Source organism: Oceanisphaera psychrotolerans, assembly GCF_001870485.1.
GTDB lineage: Bacteria > Pseudomonadota > Gammaproteobacteria > Enterobacterales > Aeromonadaceae > Oceanimonas > Oceanimonas psychrotolerans.
In genome coordinates this window covers 22,964-45,696 of record NZ_MDKE01000016.1, presented here as the reverse complement: position 1 = coordinate 45,696, position 22,733 = coordinate 22,964, and the positions used below count along the sequence as shown (strand labels likewise).

Below are 22,733 nucleotides of genomic sequence, written 5' to 3'. Positions count from 1 at the left end.
CATGTGGATAGGGGTGGTTAGCCTCTTCCCGGAGATGTTCCGGGCAGTATCCGACTACGGAGTAACCGGTAGGGCCGTTAAAGATGGCCTGCTGACGTTTGAATGCTGGAATCCGCGGGATTTCGCCCGGGACAAACACCGCACTGTCGATGACAGACCTACGGGGGCGGGCCCGGCATGCTGATGATGGTTCAGCCATTGCGCGACGCCATCGCGGCGGCGCGGCAGGCGGCCGGCGAAGGAGCCAGGGTGATTTACCTGTCTCCTCAGGGCCGCAAGCTGGACCAGCAAGGCGTCACCGAACTGGCCAGACAGGACAAACTTATCCTGGTGGCCGGGCGGTACGAAGGTGTGGACGAGCGTGTGATCCAGGCCGATGTCGACGAAGAGTGGTCGGTCGGGGATTATGTGCTCAGTGGCGGCGAATTGCCGGCCATGGTGCTGATTGATGCGGTGGCCCGTCTGGTGCCCGGTGTTCTCGGTGACATGGCGAGTGCTGAGCAGGACTCCTTCAGTGAAGGACTCCTGGATCATCCTCACTACACACGCCCCGAGCAACTGGCGGGAATGGCCGTTCCCAAAGTGTTGCTGAGTGGCAAACACGCCGACGTGGCCAGCTGGAGAATGCAGCAGTCATTGGGCCGGACCTGGTTAAGAAGGCCGGAACTATTGAATAACCTAGCTCTGACTGACGAGCAAGAGCAGCTTCTTGCCCAATTTGTTCGCGATTATCGTGAAGCAGAACAGTAGAGTTTTCAGTTTACCCTAGGTAAGGAAATATCATGAGCAACATCATTAAGCAGCTTGAAGACGAACAATTGCGCACCGATATCCCCGACTTCGGTCCGGGTGACACCGTGCGCGTAATGGTACGCGTTGCCGAAGGCGGCAAAGAGCGTCTGCAGGCTTACGAAGGCGTTGTTATCGCCAAGCGTAACCGCGGCCTGCACTCTGCATTCACCGTGCGTAAAATCTCCAACGGTGAAGGCGTTGAGCGTGCCTTCCAGACTCACAGCCCGCTGATCGGCAGCGTGGAAGTGAAGCGTCGCGGCGCCGTGCGTCGTGCCAAGCTTTACTATCTGCGTGACCGTGCTGGTAAGTCTGCTCGTATCAAAGAGCGTCTTACTCCCCGCGGCAGCAAGTAAGCCGACCGGTTGTGTCAAAAGGCCCGCGAATGCGGGCCTTTTTGTTTTTATGTTTTACGCCTTACGCTCCAGGCCTCACGGCGAAGCACCGGCTAGAGCATGAAGTGCCGGGTCAGCAGGGCGGCGGTGAACCCGGTTTTAAGATAGAACCCCCGGGGCAGCGTCATGATGGGCTGCCCGTGGCGGCCCACCGCTTCGGTCAGCGCCCGGTTATTGGCGGCTTTGGGGCGCAGTTGCAATACCTGGCCATGACGGGCTGTAATGTCCTGGATCTGTCCCAGACTGATCAGCTCCATGATTTCTTCCCAGTCCTGGCGCAGCAATTGTTCTTCCTGAGCGCTGGGCGTCCAGAGCAGCGGCTGACCGATGATCCTGTCGCCGGGTGCCAGGCTGCGTTCTCCGAGTACCGGTATCCACAGTACCCGAGACAGTTTATTGCGCACGTTCGAATCCTCCCACCGCAGTCCACCGATGTCGGTCAGCGGGGCCACACTGACAAAGGTGGTTTCCAGCGGCTTGCCGCGCCCATCGACAGGGATGGTTTTCAGCTCCACGCCCAGTTCGGGAAAGTCCTGCTCCGGCTTGGATCCTGCGCTGGCACCCAGCGCCAGTTCGAGCAGTTGCCCCACCCAGCCCTTGTCTCGCCGCAGATGGGGAGGCACCGGGATACCCAGCTGATGGGCGAGTTCACTCAATGACAGGCCGGCCAGCTGTTCGGCCCGGTGCTGCAGGGCCGGAATGGAAGCGGGGCGGGATATCGGGCTGTTCAAAATACGAGCACTCTCCGGACGTGGGGCAAAGCATGTGCGAAGGGGACGTAGTTTTTATAACTCGCTGATCCATAATGCTTTAGTCAGCTGCAACCGGGCTCCCCTTCAGAGCGGGTATGATATACCGGTTTTACCGGGGTATAAACATGCTGTTGCACAGTCTTATCCACAGAAACTCTGGATAACTGTATTTACCGATGCGAGAACGATTTTCTGATGGGTATAACGGCAAAAATCAGCTTTTTTTCTTCCTGTTAACCCGCTGTTTACCTTGGTTTTGTGGATAAGTAGGCGGTGGTTGATCTTTGAACAGTCTGACTTATTAACAACGGCAGTCTCTGTGTTCAGGCTGTAAAAAGATCCAGCTCGATCCTTTTTTTTTATTTTAACTTTATGATTTTAAAAGTTAAGGTGTTATTTTTTTTACGGCTATCAAGCTGGCTGTAAATCATGCAGAGCACATGGATCCCAAGCTATACAGCCTTTGTCACAAGCTTATCCACATTATTTGGGGGCAAACGATCGGGGTTGGATCCTTTTTCTGTTTATAACTATTGACAAAAAGAGAAGTTATTCAACATTCAGCGTCAGGCTCAGGCCGACAGCATCATTTGCCGGAAATCGGGGAATATGGAACAATCATCGTTATGTTATTTTTTTAGTCTGGTGATTGCGTGATAGATGGCGACGGTTTTCGTCCCAATGTAGGCATAGTGATCTGCAATCGCAAAGGCCAGGTGTTATGGGCCAGGCGCTACGGTCAACACTCCTGGCAGTTCCCCCAGGGCGGGGTGGATGACGGTGAAACGCCGGAGCAGTCCATGTACCGGGAGCTGTACGAAGAGATTGGGCTCAGGCCCGAAAATGTGACGCTGCTGGCAGTGACGCGTCACTGGCTGAAGTACAAGTTACCCAAGCGTCTGGTGCGGTGGGACAGCAATCCCGTTTGCATCGGTCAAAAACAGAAATGGTTTCTGCTGCGGTTGGAGTCGGATCACGAATCACACATCGAGTTTGGTTGCCATGGGCACCCGGAGTTCGATGACTGGCGCTGGGTCAGCTATTGGTATCCGGTACGTCAGGTGGTGTCTTTCAAACGGGAAGTATATCGACGGGTACTGAGGGAATTTGCACCCATTGTGATGGCAGAGCAAGGCCGCCGAGACGGTCGAAAACGGTATCGGTAAAGCATCGACAAAGGAGTAGGCGGCTGTGTTAAAGGAATTGCGGGAAATCGTTCAGCAGGTTACGGCCAGTTCCGACCTGAATGAAGCCATGTCTGAACTGGTCAGAAAAACCCGCAATGCCATGCAGGTGGATTGCTGCTCCATTTATTTATCCCAGGAGGGCCAGCAGTCTTACCTGCTTGCCGCCACCGATGGTCTGGCTGCCTCGGCGGTGGGCCGGGCCAGCATCCCCATGGGAGAGGGTATCGTTGGTCTTATCGGTGAAAAGGAAGAGCTGATAAACCTGGCCAACGCCCAGCATCACCCCAAGTTCAAATACCTGCCGGAAGCCCACGAGGACGCCTTCAAGTCCTTTCTCGGTGCCCCCATCATGCATCAGCGTAAAACCCTGGGCGTGCTGGTGGTGCAGCAGAAACAGATTCGGCTGTTCGAAGAAGGAGAAGAGTCCTTTCTTGTCACGCTGGCCTCTCAGCTGGCCACCGTTATTGCCCATGCCGAAGCCAAAGGCAATCTGACCTCCCCCAACGGGCGTGGCATGCTGCGCGGTCTGGCCGGCTCGCCGGTATCGCCATTGCGCGCGGCTGGGTGTGGCGGCCGAGGGTTGAACTGCACCAGGTGACCGAGCGCAAGGGCGATAATCCTGCTTTGCAGCACGAGCGTCTCGACAAGGTGCTGGTGCAGGTTGAAGACGAACTGAACAGCATGGCGCTGCGCTTCAAGGAGTCGCAGGCCAGCGAGTCGGTGGCGGTGTTCGAGGTGTATCAGTATATTCTCAAGGATCCGGTGTTTATCGGCCTGATCCGGGAGCAGATCGAGCGAGGCTGGATTGCCGGCAGTGCGGTCAAGCGGGTGTGCGAAAAACAGATAGCCCAGTTTTCTTCCATGTCCGACCTTTATCTGCGGGAGCGGGCGGCGGATATACGGGATCTGGGGCAGCGGCTGCTGACTCGCCTTATCCATGAGGATGATGGTTTACTGACCCTGGCGGAGCCCATTATCCTGGTGGCGGACGAAATCAGCGCCACCCTGATTGCGGAATTCCCCCGGGGCAAGCTCAAGGGCATCGTCTCCGCCCGAGGTTCCATCAACTCTCACGCGGCCATCCTGGCCCGCGCCATGGGCATTCCGGCGGTGATGGGGATCGATCATTCCTTCGAGCTGCTGGAAGACCGGACCCTGATTGTCGATGGCTACAGCGGCGAGTTGCTGGTGGAGCCGGTGGCGTCGATCGTGCGCGAATATCGTCAGCTGATCGTCGAAGAAGAGCAGATGGACGAGCTCTTTGCCACGGTACGCAATGAGCCCTCTGTTACGCTGGATGGCGTCAAGGTATCGTTGTTGCTGAATGCGGGGTTGAGTGCCGACAGTGATATCGGCATGAACGATTGCGCCGATGGGGTGGGGCTGTTCCGCACCGAAATTCCCTTCATGATGCGCGACCGCTTCCCCTCCGAGCAGGAACAGGTCACCAGCTACCGGCGGGTACTGACCAGCTATGTGGGCAAACCGGTGTGCATGCGTACCCTGGACGTGGGCGGCGACAAGCAGTTGCCCTATTTTCCGATAGTCGAAGAAAACCCCTTCCTCGGCTGGCGTGGCATCCGTCTTACCCTCGATCATCCCGAAATCTTTCTGGTGCAACTGAAGGCCATGCTACGTGCCAGCCAAGGCCTGGACAACCTGTCCATCATGCTGCCGATGGTAGGGAGTCTGGACGAGGTCAGGGTGGCGCGCCGATTGATGGACAGGGCCTGGCGCGAGGTGTCTGCCGAAACCGTCGACCAGCAGGGAGTGGTTCGTTATCCCAGTCTGGGGGTGATGATAGAGGTGCCTTCGCTGCTCTATCTGTTGCCGGAGTTGTCGCCGCTGGTGGACTTCTGGTCGGTGGGCACCAATGATCTGACCCAGTATCTGCTGGCGGTGGATCGTAATAACGGTCGGGTAGCCGGTATCTACGATGCCCTGCACCCGGCGGTATTAAAAGCCCTGCAACAGATTATCGATACGGCTCGTCGCTACGGCAAACCGGTGTCTATCTGCGGCGAGCTGGCCGGTGATCCTATCGGGGTGCTGGTATTGCTGGCCATGGGCTATCGTCGTTTCAGCATGAATAACAGCAATCTCATGCGCACCAGATACATAGTGCGCCAGTCCAGCAGTACCGAGCTGCAGGCCTTGCTGGAGGAAGCGCTGAGACATCAGCATACCGGAGCCTTCAAGGGGGTGTTTGCCCGCTACCTGGAAGAACGCGGCTTGGGCGGGCTGCTGCGCGGCGGACGTTAGGCACAGAGTTAAACTCTGGTATTTCTCCCTGTCGGATAGCACAATACCCGCTTTTGTCGTTGACGGGGTAAGTGCATGTCTCAAAGTCACTGGGTGTTTCCCGGGTTTGATCCCATCGCCATACAAATCGGTCCCCTGGCGGTGCACTGGTATGGCCTTATGTACCTATTGGGCTTTGTCTTCGCCTGGTGGATGGCCAATCGCCGTGCGGCACAACCGGGATCGGGCTGGAACCGGGATCAGGTATCCGATGTGCTGTTCTACGGCTTTCTCGGGGTGATCCTCGGCGGTCGCCTCGGCTATGTATTTTTCTATCAGTTCGATACCTTTCTCGCGGATCCGCTCTACCTCATCAAGATCTGGACCGGCGGCATGTCGTTTCACGGCGGCCTGATCGGGGTGATTACCGCGCTCTGGCTGTTTGCCCGCAAGCAGCACAAAACCTTCTTTGCGGTATCGGACTTTATCGCCCCCCTTATCCCCTTTGGTCTCGGCGCCGGCCGTATCGGCAACTTCATCAACGGTGAGCTCTGGGGCCGGACAACCGAGGTCCCTTGGGGCATTGTCTTTCCGGCCGCGGGCATGTTGCCGCGTCATCCTTCCCAGCTGTATCAGTTTGCCCTCGAAGGGGTGGTCTTGCTGATCATCCTGAATCTGGCCTGGCGAGCGCGTCCCCCCCGTGGCGTGGTTTCCGGCCTGTTTCTGCTCTGTTACGGCCTGTTCCGGTTCATGGTGGAGTTTGTACGGGAGCCGGATGCCCAGCTTGGACTCTATCTCGATTTGTTCAGCATGGGGCAGCTGTTGTCGATGCCGATGATGCTGGCCGGTGCACTGATGTTATGGGCGGCCTGTCGTCGCCCCCGATGGTTTGGTAATGGAGAAAAAACAGCATGAAGGCCTATCTCGATCTGATGCAGCATATCCTTGATCAAGGTGCACCCAAGGAAGACAGAACCGGCACCGGCACCCTGTCGGTGTTCGGTCATCAGATGCGCTTCAATCTGGCCGAGGGCTTTCCGCTGATCACCACCAAGAAGTGCCACCTGAAATCGATTATTCACGAATTGCTGTGGTTTTTGAACGGCGATACCAATATCGGCTACCTGAAGCAGCACGGGGTGCGGATCTGGGATGAATGGGCCGATGACAACGGCGATCTGGGGCCGGTATACGGTCATCAGTGGCGCAGCTGGCAAGGGGCGGACGGCCGGGTGATCGATCAGATCAGCCAGGCGCTGGAGACCCTCAAGACCAACCCGGACAGCCGGCGTATCATCGTTTCGGCCTGGAATGTGGGTGAGCTGGATCAGATGGCGCTGGCTCCCTGTCACGCCCTGTTCCAGTTTTATGTCGCCGGCGGCAAGTTGTCCTGCCAGCTCTATCAGCGCAGTTGTGACGTCTTCCTCGGCCTGCCCTTCAATATCGCCAGCTATGCCCTGCTGACCCACATGATGGCCCAGCAGGCCGGGCTGGAGGTCGGCGATTTTGTCTGGACCGGCGGCGATGTGCACCTTTACAGCAATCATCTGGAACAGGCTCGACTACAATTGAGTCGAGAGCCGCTGCCCTTGCCGACCCTGAAGCTGGCTCGCAAGCCCGACTCCCTGTTTGATTATGCCTTCGAGGATTTTGTGCTGGAAAACTATCAGGCACATCCGCATATCAAGGCCCCGGTGGCGGTTTAAGCCGGGTTTTAATTGTAAATTTATTTCAACTTGGTGTTAAATTTCGCCAGATTAACGGATATACAAGGCTATTTATCGGTAAAGAATCGGTTTTTTCGATGTATTAAGTCGATACAATCGATTACTCGCCTCTGGGTGGGCTGATTACACTCGGACGTATTCTTGATAAAAGGAGTTTCAAGTGTATGTCAGACGTATTGAAGCGTTTTTTGGCAATGGAATCTGCCGGTGGCATTCTGCTTATTGTCGCGGCGATGATCGCCATGGTGATGGCCAATACCGGGTTGGCCGAGCTTTATCATGAACTGCTCGGTACCCGGATCCAGTTGCGGATCAGCACCCTTGATCTGGACAAGTCGCTATCGCACTGGGTAAACGACGGCATGATGGCGGTTTTCTTTCTGGTCATCGGTCTGGAAGTGAAGCGCGAGCTGGTCTCGGGTGCCTTGTCCAGCCGGGAAAAAGCCATTTTTCCTGCTCTGGCCGCTCTCGGTGGCATGCTGTTTCCGGCGTTGTGGTTTCTGCTGTTCAACATCGGTGAAGGCGTGAACCAAAATGGGTGGGCCATTCCCACCGCTACCGATATTGCCTTCGCCCTGGGGGTGATGGCGCTGCTCGGCAAGCGGGTGCCGCTCAGTCTCAAGGTGTTCCTGCTGGCGCTGGCAATCATCGACGATCTGGGTGCCATCATCATTATTGCCCTGTTCTACAATCACGGTCTTTCGCTACCGGCCATGTCGGTGGCTATCCTCGGCATCGGCGGCTTGTTCTGGTTGAACCGGGCTCAGGTCTGCAGTCTGGTGCCTTATCTGATCCTGGGCTGGATAGTCTGGGTGGCGGTACTCAAGTCCGGAGTACATGCGACACTGGCCGGGGTGATACTGGGTTTCCTGATCCCGCTCTATGGCCGCAAATTCTCGCCCTCCAGACAACTGGAGCGTTTCCTGCACCCCTGGTGTGCCTTCCTGATACTGCCGCTGTTCTCCTTCGTGAATGCTGGCGTGTCACTGCAGGGGCTGTCGGTGGATGATCTGTCGTCGGCCTTACCGATGGGGATCATCGTCGGCTTGCTGATCGGCAAACCCATGGGCATTTTTCTGGCCAGCTGGGCCGCGGTACGGCTGGGGGTGGCACAACTGCCGGCCGGCGTGTGCTTCAGGCAGATTTTTGCCGTCTCGGTGCTCTGTGGTATCGGCTTCACCATGTCTATTTTTATTTCCTCGCTGGCGTTTGACGGCCAGGCGGAGCTGATGAATCTGTCGCGTCTCGGTATCCTGATGGGCTCGACGCTGGCGGCGCTGCTGGGCTATGCCATGCTCTATCATATTCTGCCCCGCAACCTGCCCAAGCCGGCGCTGCAGCTGTAGCCGACAGGCATCGCCATCACAACGATAGTGGTCTTCAACACGGCGGCCGGGTATTCAAACCCGGCCGCTTTCATTATGATGGGGCCAACATGTATTGGAGATGGCCTTTGTCACACCTTAACTACAACCACCTGTACTATTTCTGGATGACGCAGAAGAAGGGCTCTGTCACCAAGGCGGCCGAGGCGCTGTTTCTGACGCCGCAAACCGTGACCGGACAGGTCCGTCAGCTGGAGCAGCGTCTCGGTGGCAAGCTGTTCAAACGCAAGGGCCGCCAGCTGGAGGCCAGCGAGCTGGGGCAGCTGGTCTTCCAGTACGCAGACCGGATGTTCAGCCTGTCTTACGAGATGCTGGATATCGTCAATTATCGCAAGGAAGATCATCTGGTGTTCGACGTCGGCATCGCCGATGCGCTGTCCAAGCGGCTGGCGAGTCGGGTGTTGCTCTCGGTGATCCCCAACGACGGCTCCATTCATCTGCGTTGCTATGAGTCGACCCACGAAATGCTGCTTGAGCAGCTGAGCCAGCACAAGCTGGACATGATACTGTCGGACTGTCCGGTGGACTCGGCTCAGCATGCCGGGCTGCTGTCCAAGAAGCTGGGGGAGTGCGATATCGGCTTTTACTGCCGCGAGCCGCTGCCGACCCGCCCCTTCCCCGCCTGTCTGGAAGAGCGACGCCTGCTGATCCCGGGACGACGGACCGCCATGGGCCGGCAGCTGCGCCACTGGCTGGAAGTGCAGGGACTCAAACCGCAGATACTGGGCGAATTTGACGATGCGGCGATGATGAAGGCATTCGGCTTTTTCAATCAGGGTATCTTCGTTGCGCCTGCCATCTACCGGGATGCCATCCTGCAATATCAGCCGGTGATAGAAATCGGCCGGGTAGAGGAGCTGAAGGAAGAGTACTACGTTATTTTTGCCGAGCGGATGATCCAGCATCCGGCGGTAAAACGGTTATGCGAAAGCGACTTCACCTCGCTCTTCTCCGGGTTGGACGACTTTTCGGCGGTCACGCCGCCCGTGACCTTTGACAGTGAGTTGAGTTAACCCCCTGAACGTGGACATCATGATGGCAATGAATATGGACGACATGGCGGCGAATGCAGCTCAGGCGGTCAAGCTGCTGAAGGCGCTGGCCAATGAACGAAGGCTGTTTATCCTGTGTCATCTGCTCGAGCAGGAAATGTCGGTCGGAGAAATGAATCAGCATCTCGGACTGAGCCAGTCGGCGTTGTCTCAGCACCTGGCGATTTTGCGCAACGACGGGCTGGTGGGCACCCGCAAGGAAGCGCAAACGGTCTATTATTCGCTCAAAAGCGAGGAAGTGCGGGAAGTGATCGCCTTGTTGCACAAGCTGTATTGTCAGGAAGCGTGAACAGTGTGAGGGAGGGGGGAGTTTAAACAGCAGATGCTGTCTGCAAGCGGGGAGGTCTGTCTTTAACAGCTCACCCACAAAACCCAGGCAACAAAAAACCGGCATTAAGCCGGTTTTTTTGACGCTGCGGACAAGTCTCTGTTTTACAGAGCCTTGATCTTGGCGTTCAGGCGGCTCTTGTGACGAGCAGCCTTGTTCTTGTGGATCAGGCCCTTGGTGGCCATGCGATCCAGCAGCGGCTGAGCGGCGTCGAAGGCTTTTTGAGCGTTCGCTTTGTCACCGGCAGCGATGGCAGCAACTACTTTTTTGACGTAGGTGCGAACCATGGAACGACGGCTTGCGTTGTGCTTACGGCGTTTCTCTGCTTGAATCGCGCGTTTCTTAGCAGATTTGATATTAGCCAAGGTAAAACTCCTAAAACTGTCTTAGCGAGTGTTAATAAAAGGCCGAGGAATATGCCTTTTTCACCGCAGATTGTCAATTGATTTGTGCAAATAAACACCGCCCTGTGGTCAGACACAGGGCAGGGGGTTAAACTGTCGACCGGATTCTAGCAGCATTCCCCTGCAGACAGCAATTTTCTTACCGTGAGGTTTTCATTTTGAGCAAGGCGCTTTTGCGATCTGGCCTGATTGTGTCCGCCATGACCCTGGTATCCCGGGTGCTGGGGCTGGTGCGTGACGTGGTGATCGCCAACCTGATGGGGGCCGGAGCCGCGGCCGATGTGTTCTTTTTTGCCAATCGTATTCCCAACTTTCTGCGCCGGCTGTTTGCCGAGGGCGCCTTCAATCAGGCCTTTGTGCCGGTGATGACCGAATACAAGCAGAACCGCAGCTTCAAGGATACTCAGGATCTGCTGGCGGCGGTGTCCGGTACCCTGGGGCTGATTGTCACCCTGGTGACCCTGGCCGGCATGGTCGGCTCCGGCGTGGTCACGGCCCTGTTCGGGGCCGGCTGGTTCATCGAATGGATGAATGACGGGCCCGAGGCCTACAAATTCGAGCTGGCCTCCCTGTTGCTGAAGATCACCTTTCCCTATCTGTGGTTTATCAGCTTTACCGCCATGGCCGGGGCCATACTCAATACCTTCGGCAAGTTTGCGGTGTCGTCCTTTACCCCGGTTTTTCTCAACGTGGCACTGATTGCCGCCGCACTCTGGTTGTCACCGCGGCTGGCACAGCCCGAGCTGGGACTGGCCATCGGGGTCTTTGCCGGCGGTTTGATCCAGTTTCTGTTTCAGTTCCCCTTTCTGGCGAAACTGCACCTGCTGGTGCGGCCGCGCTGGGCCTGGCATCACCCCGGGGTGGTGAAGATCCGCACCTTGATGATTCCGGCCCTGTTCGGGGTGTCGGTCAGCCAGGTAAACCTGCTGTTCGATACCATGCTGGCCTCCTTTCTGGCCACCGGCTCCATCAGCTACCTGTATTATGCCGATCGTCTGCTGGAATTTCCGCTCGGCCTGTTCGGTATCGCCATCGCTACCGTGATCCTGCCGGCGCTGTCGAGCCGCCATGTGGAGGAAGCCAGGGATGGCTTTGCCGCCACCATGGACTGGGGCGTGCGCATGGTGCTGTTGATGGGCTTTCCCGCCATGCTGGGGTTGATCGTGCTCAGCGAGCCCATGCTGCGGGTGCTGTTCATGCGTGGCGAGTTCGGCATGACCGAAGTGGCGGCGGCGGGACGTAGCCTGGTGGCCTATGGTGTGGGGCTGCAGGCCTTCATGCTGATCAAGGTACTGGCTCCGGGTTACTATGCCCGTCAGGATACCAAGACCCCGGTGCGCTTCGGCATTATCGCCATGGTTGCCAACATGGTATTCAATGCGCTGCTTATCTTCCCGCTCGGCTATGTGGGACTGGCACTGGCTACCGCGATGTCGGGTATATTGAACGCCGGCCTGTTGGCCTGGGGGTTGAGCCAGCGTGATATCTATCACCCCAGCCGACAGACCCTGCTGTTTGCCCTCAAGGTGGCGCTGGCCGGCATCGGCATGGCGGCGCTGCTGTGGCTGTTGTCGCCGCCACTGGCACAGTGGGCCGAGTGGGGCCTGCTGACCAGCAGTTTGCACCTGCTGGGCTATATCGGTGCCGGTGCCCTGTGTTACGGTGCCCTGCTGCTGCTGACCGGTGTGCGGATAAAGCACTTTAAAACCGCGTAGCAGGGCTGATCCTGAGGGCCGGCTGGGGTATAATCCGCCGATTTACAGAGGCCGGCATCGGAATCTATGGAGCTTATTCGCGGCATTCACAACATCAAACCATGGCATCACGGCTGTGTGCTGACCATCGGTAATTTTGATGGCGTGCACCTGGGGCACCAGGCCGTATTGGGTCGTCTGGTCGAGCAGGCCCGTCGTCTCAAGGTGCCGGCCTGTGTCATGGTGTTCGAGCCTCAGCCTCAGGAGTTGTTTACCGGTGGCGAAGCGCCACCCCGGTTGACCCGGCTGCGGGAAAAATACCAGCAGCTGGCCCGGTTGGGTATCGATCGCCTGCTGTGTGTGCGTTTCAATGCCGACTTTGCCGCCCAGAGCCCGGACGAGTTTATCCGTGGCCTGCTGGTGGACCGGCTGGGGGTGCGCTTTCTGGTGGTGGGTGACGATTTTCGTTTCGGCCGAAACCGGGGCGGAGACTTCGAACTGTTGACCCGGGCCGGCCGAGCCTTCGACTTCGAGCTGGTCAGCACCCAGAGCTGGCGCATGAACAGCCAGCGAGTCAGCAGCACCCTGATCCGCGAAGCCTTGGCCGCAGACCGGCTGGATGATGCCGCCGCCATGCTGGGGCGCCCCTTCAGCCTGTGCGGACGAGTAGAGCATGGTGCCAAGCTGGGGCGAACCATCGGCTTTCCCACGGCCAATGTGGCGCTCAAGCGGCAGGTGATCCCGGTGTCCGGCGTTTATGTGGTGGAACTGTGGCTGATGAATGGTCACCGTTATCCCGGGGTAGCCAATATCGGTGACAAGCCCACCGTCAGCGGTACCCGCGCCCTGTTAGAAGTCCATCTGTTTGATTTTTCAGGCGATCTGTACGGCAAACAGGTGGAGGTAGAGCTCCGCCATAAATTGCGGAACGAGCAAAAATTCGCTTCCTTTGAGCTGTTAAAGGAGCAAATTCAACGCGATGCCGCCGAAGCCCGCCAATGGTTCGGGCTGGCGTCATCACAACCGAACGGAATGTAGGATCCATGAGCGACTATAAAAATACCCTGAATTTGCCCGAAACGGAGTTTCCCATGCGCGGCAACCTGGCTCAGCGTGAGCCGGAGATGCTCAAGCGCTGGATTGACCAGGATCTGTACGGTGCCGTGCGTCAGGCCAAGGCCGGCAACAAGCCGTTTATTCTGCACGACGGCCCTCCCTACGCCAACGGCAGCATTCACATCGGTCACTCGGTCAACAAGATCCTGAAAGACGTCATCGTCAAGTCCAAGGGGCTGCTTGGTTACGACTCTCCCTACATTCCGGGCTGGGATTGCCATGGTCTGCCCATCGAACTGAAGGTGGAAGGCAAGGTCGGCAAGCCCGGCGTCAAGGTCTCCGCCGCCGAGTTCCGCGAAGCCTGCCGCGCCTATGCCAAAGAGCAGATCGAAGCGCAGAAAACCGACTTTATCCGTCTGGGCGTGCTGGGTGACTGGGACAACCCCTACCTCACCATGAACTTCGATACCGAAGCCAACATCATTCGCTCGCTGGCCAAGATCATCGACAACGGCCACCTGCACAAGGGCTCCAAGCCGGTGCACTGGTGTACCGATTGCGGCTCTGCGCTGGCAGAAGCCGAAGTGGAATACGAAGACAAGCGCTCGCCGGCCATCGACGTGCGTTTCACCGCGGTGGACGAAGCCGCGGTAGCGGCCAGCTTCGACTGCGCCGACGGCCATACCGGCCAGGGCCCGCTGTCGGTGGCCATCTGGACCACCACCCCCTGGACCCTGCCCGCCAACCGCGCCGTGGCGTTGCATGCGGAGCTGAGCTACGCGCTGGTACAGGTGGAAGGGGACAACCCCGAGCGCCTGATCCTGGCCGCCGATCTGGTCAAGGACGTGATGGACAGAGCCGGTATCCAGCATTACCACAACCTGGGTTACTGTCAGGGCGCGGCGCTCGAGCTGAAGCGCTTCCGCCATCCCTTCTACGACTTCGACGTACCCGCCATTCTGGGTGAGCATGTCACCATCGAATCCGGTACCGGCGCCGTGCATACCGCCCCTGGCCACGGTCAGGAAGACTTCGTGGTGGGTCAGCAGTACGGTCTGGAAGTCGCCAACCCGGTTGGTGGCAACGGCGTTTACCTGCCCGATACCGAGTTGTTTGCCGGTCAGCATGTGTTCAAGGCCAACGATGCGGTGGTGGAGGTGCTGAAAGCGCGTGGCGCCCTGCTGCATCACGAAGCCTATACCCACTCCTACCCGCATTGCTGGCGCCACAAGACCCCGATTATCTTCCGTGCCACCCCCCAGTGGTTTATTAGCATGGATCAGGCCGGGCTGCGTGCTCAGGCGCTGAGTGAGATCAAGAAGGTACAGTGGGTGCCCGAATGGGGCCAGAGCCGTATCGAGTCCATGGTCGAAAACCGCCCGGACTGGTGTATCTCGCGCCAGCGCACCTGGGGTGTGCCCATCGCCCTGTTCGTGCATAAGGAAACCCAGGCCCTGCATCCCCGCGCCACCGAGCTGATGGAAGCCGTGGCCAAGCGGGTGGAACAGGCCGGCATTCAGGCCTGGTGGGATCTGGATCCGGCCGAGCTGCTGGGCGACGAAGCCGACCAGTACGAAAAAGTGCTGGATACCCTGGATGTGTGGTTCGACTCCGGTTCTACCCACTCTTCGGTGGTGGACGTGCGTGCCGAGTTTCAGGGCCACCCGGCCGACATGTATCTGGAAGGCTCGGATCAGCATCGTGGCTGGTTCATGTCCTCCCTGATGATCTCCACCGCCATGAAGGGACACGCCCCTTACCGGCAGGTGCTGACCCACGGCTTTACCGTGGACGGTCAGGGCCGCAAGATGTCCAAGTCCATCGGCAACGTGGTCAGCCCGCAGCAGGTCATGAACAAGCTGGGCGCCGATATCCTGCGTCTGTGGGTCACCAGCACCGACTATTCCGGCGAGATGACGGTATCCGACGAGATCCTCAAGCGCAGCGCCGATGCCTACCGTCGCATCCGCAACACCGCCCGCTTCCTGATGGCCAACCTGAATGGCTTCAACCCGGCCACCGACATGGTGGCACCGGACGACATGGTGGTCATCGACCGCTGGGCCGTGGGTCGGGCTCAGGCGATTCAGCAGGAAATCACCACCGCCTACGACGAATACAACTTCCATCTGGTGACCCAGAAGCTGATGCAGTTCTGCTCGGTCGAAATGGGCTCTTTCTATCTGGACGTGATCAAGGACCGGCAGTACACCGCCAAGGCCGACAGCCTGGCACGCCGCTCCTGCCAGACCGCGCTCTACCATATTGTGGAAGCACTGGTACGCTGGATGGCCCCGATCATGAGCTTTACCGCCGACGAGATCTGGGCGCTGCTGCCCGGCGAGCGGTCGACGTTCGTGTTCACCGAAGAGTTCTACGACGGTCTGTTCGGACTGGCCGACGACGAGCAACTGAGCGATGGCTATTGGGCCGAGTTGCTCAAGGTTCGTCAGGCGGTGAACAAGGCGCTGGAAGCCGCCCGCAAAGACAAGGTGATTGGTGGCGCGCTGGAAGCCGATATCACCCTCTTCGTGGAAGACGCTCTGGCGACCAAGCTCAGGCAACTGGGTGATGAGCTGCGTTTCGTGATGCTGACCTCCAGCGTGACCGTACAGCCGCTGGCCGACGCCGGTGATGCCGCCGACACCGAGGTGGCGGGGCTCAAGGTGAGTGTCGCCAAGAGTGGCGCCGAGAAGTGCAGCCGTTGCTGGCACCATGTGCTGATGTAAACACCCATCAAGGCCACGACGGCATCTGTGGTCGCTGTGTGTCCAACGTGGCCGGAGACGGCGAAGTTCGCCGGTTTGCATGATGAAATCTCTGTGGGAAAGCGGGTTGCGCTGGTGGTGGCTGGCCATCGTGGCCATGGTGGTGGATCAGGTGAGCAAATGGCTCACCGTCTCCAACCTGGCCTATGGCTATCCGGGGGTGGAGATCACCCCCTTCTTCAACCTGGTACACGTTTATAACCCGGGGGCGGCGTTCAGTTTTCTCGCCGACCAGGGCGGCTGGCAGCGCTGGTTCTTTGCCGGCCTGGCCTTTGCGGTGACGGTGCTGCTCAGCGTCTGGATGTACAAGTTGCCCAAATCCGCTCGCTGGCTGCCGGTGGCCTACGCCTGATCATCGGCGGGGCCATCGGTAACGTCATCGACCGGCTGGCTTTGGGCCATGTGGTGGATTTTCTGGATTTCTACGTCGGCAACTGGCATTGGCCGGCATTCAACCTGGCCGACAGTTTTATCTTTGTCGGCGCCGCCATGATCATTATCGACAGTTTCAAGAAGGATAGTCCCCAATGAGCAAGCCAATAGGCCCGCAGAGCGACGTACTGTTTCACTTCACCATCAAGCTGGAAGACGGCTCGGTGGCGGACAGCACCCAACTGCACGGCAAGCCGGCGAAACTCAGGATGGGGGACGGCAGCCTGACCCCCAGTTTCGAAGCCTGCCTGCTGGGCCTGACCGAAGGCAGCAGTCACCGTTTCGAACTGGGTCCGGACGATGCCTTCGGGCCGGTCAACCCGGATAACATCCACTATATGGAGCGCAGCCGCTTTGCCGCCGATCTGAGTCTGGAAGAAGGGGCCATACTGTCCTTTACCCAGCCGAACGGCGCCGAAATTCCCGGTATTGTGCGCGGCGTGGCCGGTGATTCGGTGACCGTGGACTTCAACCACCCTCTGGCCGGCCATAAGGTCGTGTTCGAGGTGGACATTCTGGCCGTCGATCAACCGGCCGTTGAAGCATAAGGAGCCTGGCATGGATATTTTACTCGCCAACCCTCGCGGTTTTTGTGCCGGTGTCGATCGGGCCATCAGCATAGTGCAGAGTGCGCTGGAAAAGTTCGAGGCGCCGATTTACGTGCGCCACGAAGTGGTGCACAACCGTTATGTGGTCAACAAGCTCAAGCAGGCGGGCGCGGTGTTCGTGGAAGAGCTGGACCAGGTGCCGGACGACAACATCGTCATCTTCTCCGCCCACGGGGTGTCCAAGGCGGTACGCCTCGAGGCCAAGCGTCGTGGCCTCAAGGTATTTGACGCCACCTGTCCGCTGGTAACCAAGGTACACATGGAAGTCCACCGTGCCAGCAAGAAGGGCATCGAGACCATTCTTATCGGTCATGCCGGCCACCCGGAAGTGGAAGGCACCATGGGCCAGTACGAAAGCACCGACGGCGGCATGTATCTGGTGGAAAACCCGGAAGACGTGGCGCAACTGGTGGTGAAGCATCCGGATAACCTGACCTTCGTCACCCAGACTACCCTCAGCGTGGATGAAACCTCGGACGTGATCGATGCCCTGCGCGCCCGCTTCCCGACCATCGAAGGACCGCGCAAGGATGACATCTGCTACGCCACCCAGAACCGGCAGGATGCGGTGCGCGAGCTGGCGGCCAAGGTGGATGTAATGCTGGTGGTGGGTTCCAAGAACTCCTCCAATTCCAACCGGCTGCGCGAGCTGGCCGAAAAAATCGGCACCAGAGCCTACCTTATCGACTGCGTGGAAATGATCGAGGCCGGCTGGCTCGATGGCATGGGCCGGGTCGGGGTGACCGCCGGCGCCTCGGCACCGGAAGTGCTGGTGCAGGAAGTGATTGCTCACTTACAGTCGCTGGGCGGCAACACCGTGACCGAGCACCCGGGGCGGGAAGAAAACATCGTGTTTGAAGTGCCGGCCGAACTCAAGGTGAAGCAGGTTTCCTGACACCGCGCCGAGCCGGCATTGGACTTGATGAGCTGACAAGGCCCCCGTTATCGGGGGCCTTGTTGTTTTGGCATCGATGCTGTCTCTTGCCGGAACGGGCTTGTCCAGGATGGCGGCCCGCTGATCACTGCCAGCAGACGGCCGGTGTCTTGCTGTTGTTTCTGCTCAGGGTCAGCGGGCTGCAGGACACACCGCCTTCCTTGTCGTTAAGCTGGCTGCCCTTGGCGGTGGCGGTCACCGTATAGCTGCCGCCGGACAGGCTGGTGCTGTAGCTGTAATGGGCGTTGCTGGTGGGGTTGATCAAATCCGTTGCCGCACTGGTGTAGGTGGGATGGGTGATACGCCAGTCTTCCTGTTTCAATTGCATGCTGTACAGCGTCTGTATGGCCTCGACCCGTTTGCTTTTCACTAGGTAGCTGCTAAAGGCGGGGTAGGCCACGGTTGCCAGAATCGCGACGATGGCCACCACTATCATCAATTCTATCAGGGTAAAACCGGTACTCTTTTGCATCCAGATGGTCCTTGTCTAAACGCCGGGTATGGGCCAAGCTTAGCCTCTGCAGGTAGGCTTGTCGCAGAGTTTTGTGTTCAGGGAGGAAGCCAATGAAAAAGCGTCAGGCAGGGCTGACTCTTATCGAACTGTTGATAGGCCTGGTGGTGATGGCGGTCTTGCTGTCCATTGCCGTGCCCAGCTTTCAGATTCTGCGTCAGCAGTACACGGTGCGCAGCGCCGGCATGGCCATCTATGCGGATTTGCAGCTGGCTCGCAGCGAGGCGATCAAGCGCAACAAGGACATCACCGTCTGTTTCAGCGGGTCGGGCACCGCCAGCTGGAAGTATCAGATTAATGATCTGGTCGACCCGGCGAACTGCGCCGGCACCGTCACCCAGGTGATTGAGGAACTCGACAGCCAGAACTATCCAGCGGTGACGCTGACAGCCAGCTATGGTTCTCTTACTTTCAGACCGAGAAGAGGCACCCTGGCATCCGGCAATGTCACCCTGTCCAATGGCAGCCAGGAAATGAAGATCATCACCTGGAACAACAGCATCATACGGACCTGTTCCGATGATCAGCTGATAGGAGTGCCGGCATGCTGAAGCTGAATAAAAATGGCGGCTTTTCGGTAGTGGAAATGCTGGTCTCGCTGGTGGCCGGGCTGGTGGTGGTGGCGGGCGCATTTCCCTGTTTACCTCCGTCATGGTGTCCGGCAACACCACCCTGATGCTGTCGCGCCTCAATCAGGATGTGCAAAGTATCACCGATATCATGGTGCGGGATATTCAGCGGGCGGGCTATCACCCCAGCGCGGCACAAGACATGGCACCGGGTACGCCGGCATCCGGTGCCAGCTCGCCCAAGTACGTGTTTTCAACCTCGGCCGATCTTTATACCTCTTCGGGCGCCACCAAGCCTGACTGTATCCGCATCAAATACTGGGACCCGGATCCGGCTGCCGGCAGCGGTGCCGTGGTGCGGGTATACAGCTATGACAAGGCCAATAAAGAATTGAAGGTGGCAACGGACTATAACGAGCCCACTACCGTCGCCCTGAGTACACTCTGCGGCACTGGCAACAAGCTGGTATCGGAAAAAGAAGTGCTGATCGACAGCCTGAGCTTTGCGCTGGCTTCTGGCGCCAGTGCCACCGGCATGCGCGCCATCGAACTGGCGATTTCCGCCTCTCATGCCACCAGGCCGGCACTGGCCATGAGCCTGCAGCGGCAGATCAAACTACGCAACGACGGGTACTAGGCCATGAACAGGGAACGCGGATTTACCACCCTTACCGTGACGCTGATGCTGGTGTCGATTCTGGTATCGGTGTCGGTGTTTATCGGCAAGGCGCTGGTGTCGGAAAAGCGCATCGCGCTCAACGAAATCGAGTACCGGGTGGCGTATGCCGCCGCCGAAAAGGGGGTGGCCGAAGCCATTGCCATGCTCAAGGTGGACGCGACGGCCTCGAGTGCCTCGGGCACCGTAAACAGCTCGGCGGCCCAGGCAAGTTACAGCGTCACCATGACCTCCAACGCGACCACTGCTGGCGTGACCGATATTCTGTCGGTGGCCACCCTGCCTGGTGGCGGTGAGACCCGCGTCAGTATGCAGGTGGCCGAGACGAGTATCCTCAACCCCGATAATTCGGGGCCGGCAGCTCCTATTATAATTAACGGTACCGCCCCCTTGAACGGCAACATTACCATAGTAGCCAATCCCAATGGCAGTGGCACGGGGGTGCCGGTTTCCATATGGAGTAAAGACGCGGTGAATATCGGCGGCAGTGCATTAACCTGTGGTCAGCATGAATATAAAAATGGCGGTTGTACTACCAGTAATGCCTATAGCTACAAGCAGGGGGCCAGTTCTGTTATCGGTGCCGATATCGTCGCCAATGATCCGGGTTTCCCCAGCGATATGTTCGACTATGTATTCGGTGAGCCGGATTCCGCCGCCGCCTGGGAGCATATTACTGCCAAGCAACCGCCATTGTCAGTAGTTGCTCTGATCCGCTACTGACCGGCAGCGCCGGCTTTTTTATCGTGGACGGTGGGGGGACTTGTAAATTTGATACCATAGGTTCCCCTACCAAACCCGTTATCCTGCTGGTCAAGGACGCCAGCGTGGTGATGAATGCCAAGAGCAAGTTCTATGGTCTGCTGTTTTCTTATGATTCCGATCCAGACAACCCCAGCTTCTCCATCAGTGCCAATGGCGGTGCCCAGGTTTATGGCAGCTTGCTGGCAAACCACGATAATGTCACTTCGATGAATGGTGACTTTGGCTTCATCTATGACGAAGAGATTATTTGCGATATCAGCGGTTGTGTTAATAGCAGCCTGGGCACCGGCGGCAGCAATCCCTTTATATCTCTCGATATCATTCCCGGTAGCTGGAAAGACTGGTAGCAGGAGGCAGGATGAAACGGCAACAAGGATTTGGCCTGATCGAGGTGTTGATCGCCTTTATCGTGGTGGCGGTCACGGCGGGGTCGCTGCTGCAGCTGAACAAGAATTATCTGGAATACAGCCGGGACGGGCGCAGCCGGGAGGTAGCCCTGCGGCTGGCCGAATCCAGGCTGGACGAGCTCAGGTATTTTCGGGACAAGCAGGGGTATCAGGATATCGCCGGTGGCACCGAATCGACGGTGCTGGATGGGGTGACCTACGATCTGGGCTGGACGGTGGACGATTATGGATGGGATGCCGCCAACACCCAGTGGGTCACGCCGCCACCGAGCGGGGTTGCTTCGGGCAAAAAAGAGATAGCGGTGACTGTCGACTGGAACGATACCGGAGCGCCACAAAGCTTTACCCTGAGCTCTGTGGTGTCGCCCAGCCTTTCTGCCGAGAGTGGCCCTTTTGGCAGCAATAATGGAGCCAATAGCCCATGGGGTCTGGGCCTGGGTGGCCCCAAGGTAGCCCATACCCCGGGGGCGGTACCCAACGTCATCCCCATCACCCTGGGGGATGGCATTACCCAGGAAACCAGCCGTCCCTTGCCCAAACTGGCCCAGCAGGGGGGGACAGACAGTCTCAGGGTGGCGTTCAACACCAATGCGTATGACAGCAGCAACAAGAAATCCCAGGTGCAGGACATGGCAACGGTTTCCTGCAACTGTACGCTCGGCAGCAGCAAGGTCGCCGACCTGCCAGCGAAGCGGTCGGTAATATCCGGGCTTTCATATTGGGTCAAGGGGGAAACTGCAAACAAATTGACCGGCGTGCCGCAACAGAAACAGGATCCTTTGTGTACCACTTGCTGTGCCAGTCATTTCGATGGCCCGGATAACAAGTTCAGCCACTGGTATGATGCCATTAAGCGGAGTAATACTCCTCCTCATGGGCATTACACCTATGTTTTAGGAGTTCCGGTGTTGGCTACGTCGTCATATGTTGAAGCCTGTCGCATGGTACGTATCGATGGCTTCTATGAAATGGCGAACGACTGGAATCTGGTGGCGTTTAATATCTTCGATGCCAGCATCTTTGCCAATAGCGGAGTGCTGTCGGCCTATCAGAATTATGTAAAAGAAGTGGTCACCGATTATATTCGCGGCCAGGTAAAGGCCGAGGGTAATTATAATCAGACTTATTCTACCCCCAGCTCTTTTTCGGCTTACCTGGCGAATAACAGCATAGCGCCCGGGACAACCAATATGGTAGATGTTGCGCCGGGTCCGGATCAGCTGATGGCGCGGGGCATCTATGTGGATATCGTGTCGCCGGAATATCGTCAGTATCTGAAAGATAAAGTCATGGGCGGCAATGCCGATGCCACACCCGCCAATTTGCTGAAATTTGTGCCTTTTTATGACGTCAACCTGACCCTGTTGGCGACTTGGAATAGCAGTGCCAGCAGCAACACCAGTGTGACCAACGAGCCGGTGCAGACCATAGTGGACAGCAGCCAGCAATACTATGGGACTTACAGCCGGGGCTTGATCAATGCCCTCCAGGAGGGGACTTCGGCCACCATTACCGCTACCATCCGGCGCAGCAACAGCGGCATCACCTCTTTCAAGCCGCTGTCTACGTTTGAGACAACAGACGCCAAAAACTCTTCGCTGAATGTGTCGGTGCAAACGGTTGCCGGCAAGGTCAGTGTAACGGGGCAGATACAATGTATCACCTATGAGACGGTTGCCTCTACGGTGACCGAGCAGACCTGCAACGATAGCCAGTTAAGCCAGGTACAGGTGAGCTTTACCCAGTCTAACGGGCCTTCCACCAGCTGTGGTTCTACCCAGACTTCAGGGCAGGGCCAGAATAAAGGCAACCTGTCGCTTTTCTACAACTGTTACGCGAACAATGGATCTGCAGCCACGCTGACGGCTACCGGTTCTACCGGTTATGAGTTTGTCCTTCCAGCCAGCCCCTGGACGGTGTCGGTCAACAGCACCCAGGGGGGGAAGAAAGCCGTTGACGGTGGCTGTGTGCTGGCGGTGATCAACCGGCCGAGCGGCACCTCCCTGCCGGGCAAGTGCAACTAACTCAACACACAGGGGCCTGACAAGGCCCC

The 22,733-nt window shown here is 58.0% G+C and carries 20 protein-coding genes and 4 pseudogenes; 21 read left to right on the top strand and 3 right to left on the bottom strand.

Annotation, left to right across the window (positions count from 1 at the left end; translation table 11 throughout):
* Position 1: 1 nt before the first annotated feature.
* Positions 2–750, top strand: a pseudogene (gene trmD / locus BFR47_RS07380) (tRNA (guanosine(37)-N1)-methyltransferase TrmD).
* A 32-nt stretch (positions 751–782) separates the two neighbouring features.
* The gene (gene rplS, locus BFR47_RS07375) at positions 783–1,145 is read left to right on the top strand and encodes a 50S ribosomal protein L19 (RefSeq protein ID WP_071472463.1); all 363 of its coding nucleotides are present in this window, start codon (positions 783–785) and stop codon (positions 1,143–1,145) included.
* A 92-nt stretch (positions 1,146–1,237) separates the two neighbouring features.
* On the opposite strand, the gene mutH is transcribed toward rplS, so the two are convergent.
* Positions 1,238–1,915 carry a DNA mismatch repair endonuclease MutH gene (gene mutH / locus BFR47_RS07370; RefSeq protein ID WP_083399055.1) on the bottom strand — a complete coding sequence of 226 codons (678 nt, stop codon included), beginning with the start codon at positions 1,913–1,915 and terminating at the stop codon, positions 1,238–1,240.
* A 674-nt stretch (positions 1,916–2,589) separates the two neighbouring features.
* On the opposite strand from mutH, the gene rppH reads away from it, so the two are divergent.
* From rppH to BFR47_RS07335, 7 genes and pseudogenes are all read left to right on the top strand, one after another.
* Positions 2,590–3,102, top strand: a complete 513-nt coding sequence (rppH, locus tag BFR47_RS07365) for an RNA pyrophosphohydrolase (protein ID WP_083399054.1) — start codon at positions 2,590–2,592, stop codon at positions 3,100–3,102.
* Between the two features lie 25 nt (positions 3,103–3,127).
* Positions 3,128–5,385, top strand: a pseudogene (gene ptsP / locus BFR47_RS07360) (phosphoenolpyruvate--protein phosphotransferase).
* Positions 5,386–5,460: 75 nt separating this feature from the next.
* Positions 5,461–6,279, top strand: coding sequence for a prolipoprotein diacylglyceryl transferase (gene lgt, locus BFR47_RS07355; protein WP_071472462.1), 819 nt, complete (start codon positions 5,461–5,463; stop codon positions 6,277–6,279).
* Positions 6,276–7,070, top strand: a complete 795-nt coding sequence (gene thyA, locus BFR47_RS07350; protein ID WP_071472461.1) for a thymidylate synthase — start codon at positions 6,276–6,278, stop codon at positions 7,068–7,070. The genes lgt and thyA overlap by 4 nt, the downstream gene beginning before the upstream one ends.
* A 185-nt stretch (positions 7,071–7,255) precedes the next feature.
* The gene (nhaA, locus tag BFR47_RS07345; protein ID WP_071472460.1) at positions 7,256–8,437 is read left to right on the top strand and encodes a Na+/H+ antiporter NhaA; all 1,182 of its coding nucleotides are present in this window, start codon (positions 7,256–7,258) and stop codon (positions 8,435–8,437) included.
* Positions 8,438–8,544: 107 nt separating this feature from the next.
* A complete protein-coding gene (gene nhaR, locus BFR47_RS07340; RefSeq protein WP_071472459.1) occupies positions 8,545–9,489 on the top strand; it encodes a transcriptional activator NhaR in 945 nt (314 codons plus the stop codon).
* A gap of 28 nt (positions 9,490–9,517) precedes the next feature.
* The gene (locus tag BFR47_RS07335) at positions 9,518–9,817 is read left to right on the top strand and encodes an ArsR/SmtB family transcription factor (protein WP_071472458.1); all 300 of its coding nucleotides are present in this window, start codon (positions 9,518–9,520) and stop codon (positions 9,815–9,817) included.
* Positions 9,818–9,960: 143 nt separating this feature from the next.
* Here the strand turns inward: BFR47_RS07335 and rpsT are convergent, their stop codons facing one another.
* Positions 9,961–10,221 (bottom strand): 30S ribosomal protein S20, encoded by a 261-nt coding sequence (rpsT, locus tag BFR47_RS07330; protein ID WP_071472457.1) that lies wholly within the window; start codon positions 10,219–10,221, stop codon positions 9,961–9,963.
* Positions 10,222–10,418: 197 nt separating this feature from the next.
* Here rpsT and murJ point away from each other — a divergent pair, with 197 nt between their 5' ends.
* From murJ to ispH, 6 genes and pseudogenes are all read left to right on the top strand, one after another.
* Positions 10,419–11,975, top strand: a complete 1,557-nt coding sequence (gene murJ / locus BFR47_RS07325; protein ID WP_083399053.1) for a murein biosynthesis integral membrane protein MurJ — start codon at positions 10,419–10,421, stop codon at positions 11,973–11,975.
* A gap of 66 nt (positions 11,976–12,041) precedes the next feature.
* On the top strand, positions 12,042–12,992 hold the full coding sequence (gene ribF, locus BFR47_RS07320; RefSeq protein WP_071472455.1) for a bifunctional riboflavin kinase/FAD synthetase: 951 nt from the start codon (positions 12,042–12,044) through the stop codon (positions 12,990–12,992).
* Positions 12,993–12,997: 5 nt separating this feature from the next.
* Positions 12,998–15,822: pseudogene (ileS, locus tag BFR47_RS07315) on the top strand (isoleucine--tRNA ligase).
* A pseudogene (gene lspA / locus BFR47_RS07310) lies at positions 15,819–16,309 on the top strand (signal peptidase II). Before ileS ends, lspA begins: the two co-directional pseudogenes overlap by 4 nt.
* The gene (fkpB, locus tag BFR47_RS07305) at positions 16,306–16,758 is read left to right on the top strand and encodes an FKBP-type peptidyl-prolyl cis-trans isomerase (protein WP_071472454.1); all 453 of its coding nucleotides are present in this window, start codon (positions 16,306–16,308) and stop codon (positions 16,756–16,758) included. The pseudogene lspA and the gene fkpB overlap by 4 nt, the downstream one beginning before the upstream one ends.
* A 10-nt stretch (positions 16,759–16,768) precedes the next feature.
* Complete coding sequence (gene ispH / locus BFR47_RS07300) at positions 16,769–17,713, top strand: 4-hydroxy-3-methylbut-2-enyl diphosphate reductase (RefSeq protein ID WP_071472453.1); 945 nt, start codon at positions 16,769–16,771, stop codon at positions 17,711–17,713.
* Positions 17,714–17,837: 124 nt separating this feature from the next.
* On the opposite strand, the gene BFR47_RS07295 is transcribed toward ispH, so the two are convergent.
* On the bottom strand, positions 17,838–18,224 hold the full coding sequence (locus tag BFR47_RS07295; protein WP_071472452.1) for a type IV pilin protein: 387 nt from the start codon (positions 18,222–18,224) through the stop codon (positions 17,838–17,840).
* 92 nt (positions 18,225–18,316) lie between these two features.
* On the opposite strand from BFR47_RS07295, the gene BFR47_RS07290 reads away from it, so the two are divergent.
* The 6 genes from BFR47_RS07290 (at position 18,317) to BFR47_RS07270 (ending at position 22,704) form a co-directional block, all read left to right on the top strand.
* Positions 18,317–18,814 carry a GspH/FimT family pseudopilin gene (locus BFR47_RS07290; protein WP_071472451.1) on the top strand — a complete coding sequence of 166 codons (498 nt, stop codon included), beginning with the start codon at positions 18,317–18,319 and terminating at the stop codon, positions 18,812–18,814.
* Positions 18,808–18,939 carry a prepilin-type N-terminal cleavage/methylation domain-containing protein gene (locus tag BFR47_RS18630; RefSeq protein WP_245748845.1) on the top strand — a complete coding sequence of 44 codons (132 nt, stop codon included), beginning with the start codon at positions 18,808–18,810 and terminating at the stop codon, positions 18,937–18,939. The genes BFR47_RS07290 and BFR47_RS18630 overlap by 7 nt, the downstream gene beginning before the upstream one ends.
* Positions 18,915–19,469, top strand: coding sequence for a type IV pilin (locus tag BFR47_RS07285; protein ID WP_245748844.1), 555 nt, complete (start codon positions 18,915–18,917; stop codon positions 19,467–19,469). Before BFR47_RS18630 ends, BFR47_RS07285 begins: the two co-directional genes overlap by 25 nt.
* 3 nt (positions 19,470–19,472) lie before the next feature.
* Positions 19,473–20,231 (top strand): PilX N-terminal domain-containing pilus assembly protein, encoded by a 759-nt coding sequence (locus BFR47_RS07280; RefSeq protein WP_071472450.1) that lies wholly within the window; start codon positions 19,473–19,475, stop codon positions 20,229–20,231.
* 104 nt (positions 20,232–20,335) lie between these two features.
* The gene (locus tag BFR47_RS07275; protein WP_071472449.1) at positions 20,336–20,620 is read left to right on the top strand and encodes a hypothetical protein; all 285 of its coding nucleotides are present in this window, start codon (positions 20,336–20,338) and stop codon (positions 20,618–20,620) included.
* Positions 20,621–20,631: 11 nt separating this feature from the next.
* The gene (locus tag BFR47_RS07270) at positions 20,632–22,704 is read left to right on the top strand and encodes a type IV pilus modification PilV family protein (RefSeq protein WP_071472448.1); all 2,073 of its coding nucleotides are present in this window, start codon (positions 20,632–20,634) and stop codon (positions 22,702–22,704) included.
* Positions 22,705–22,733 lie beyond the last annotated feature (29 nt).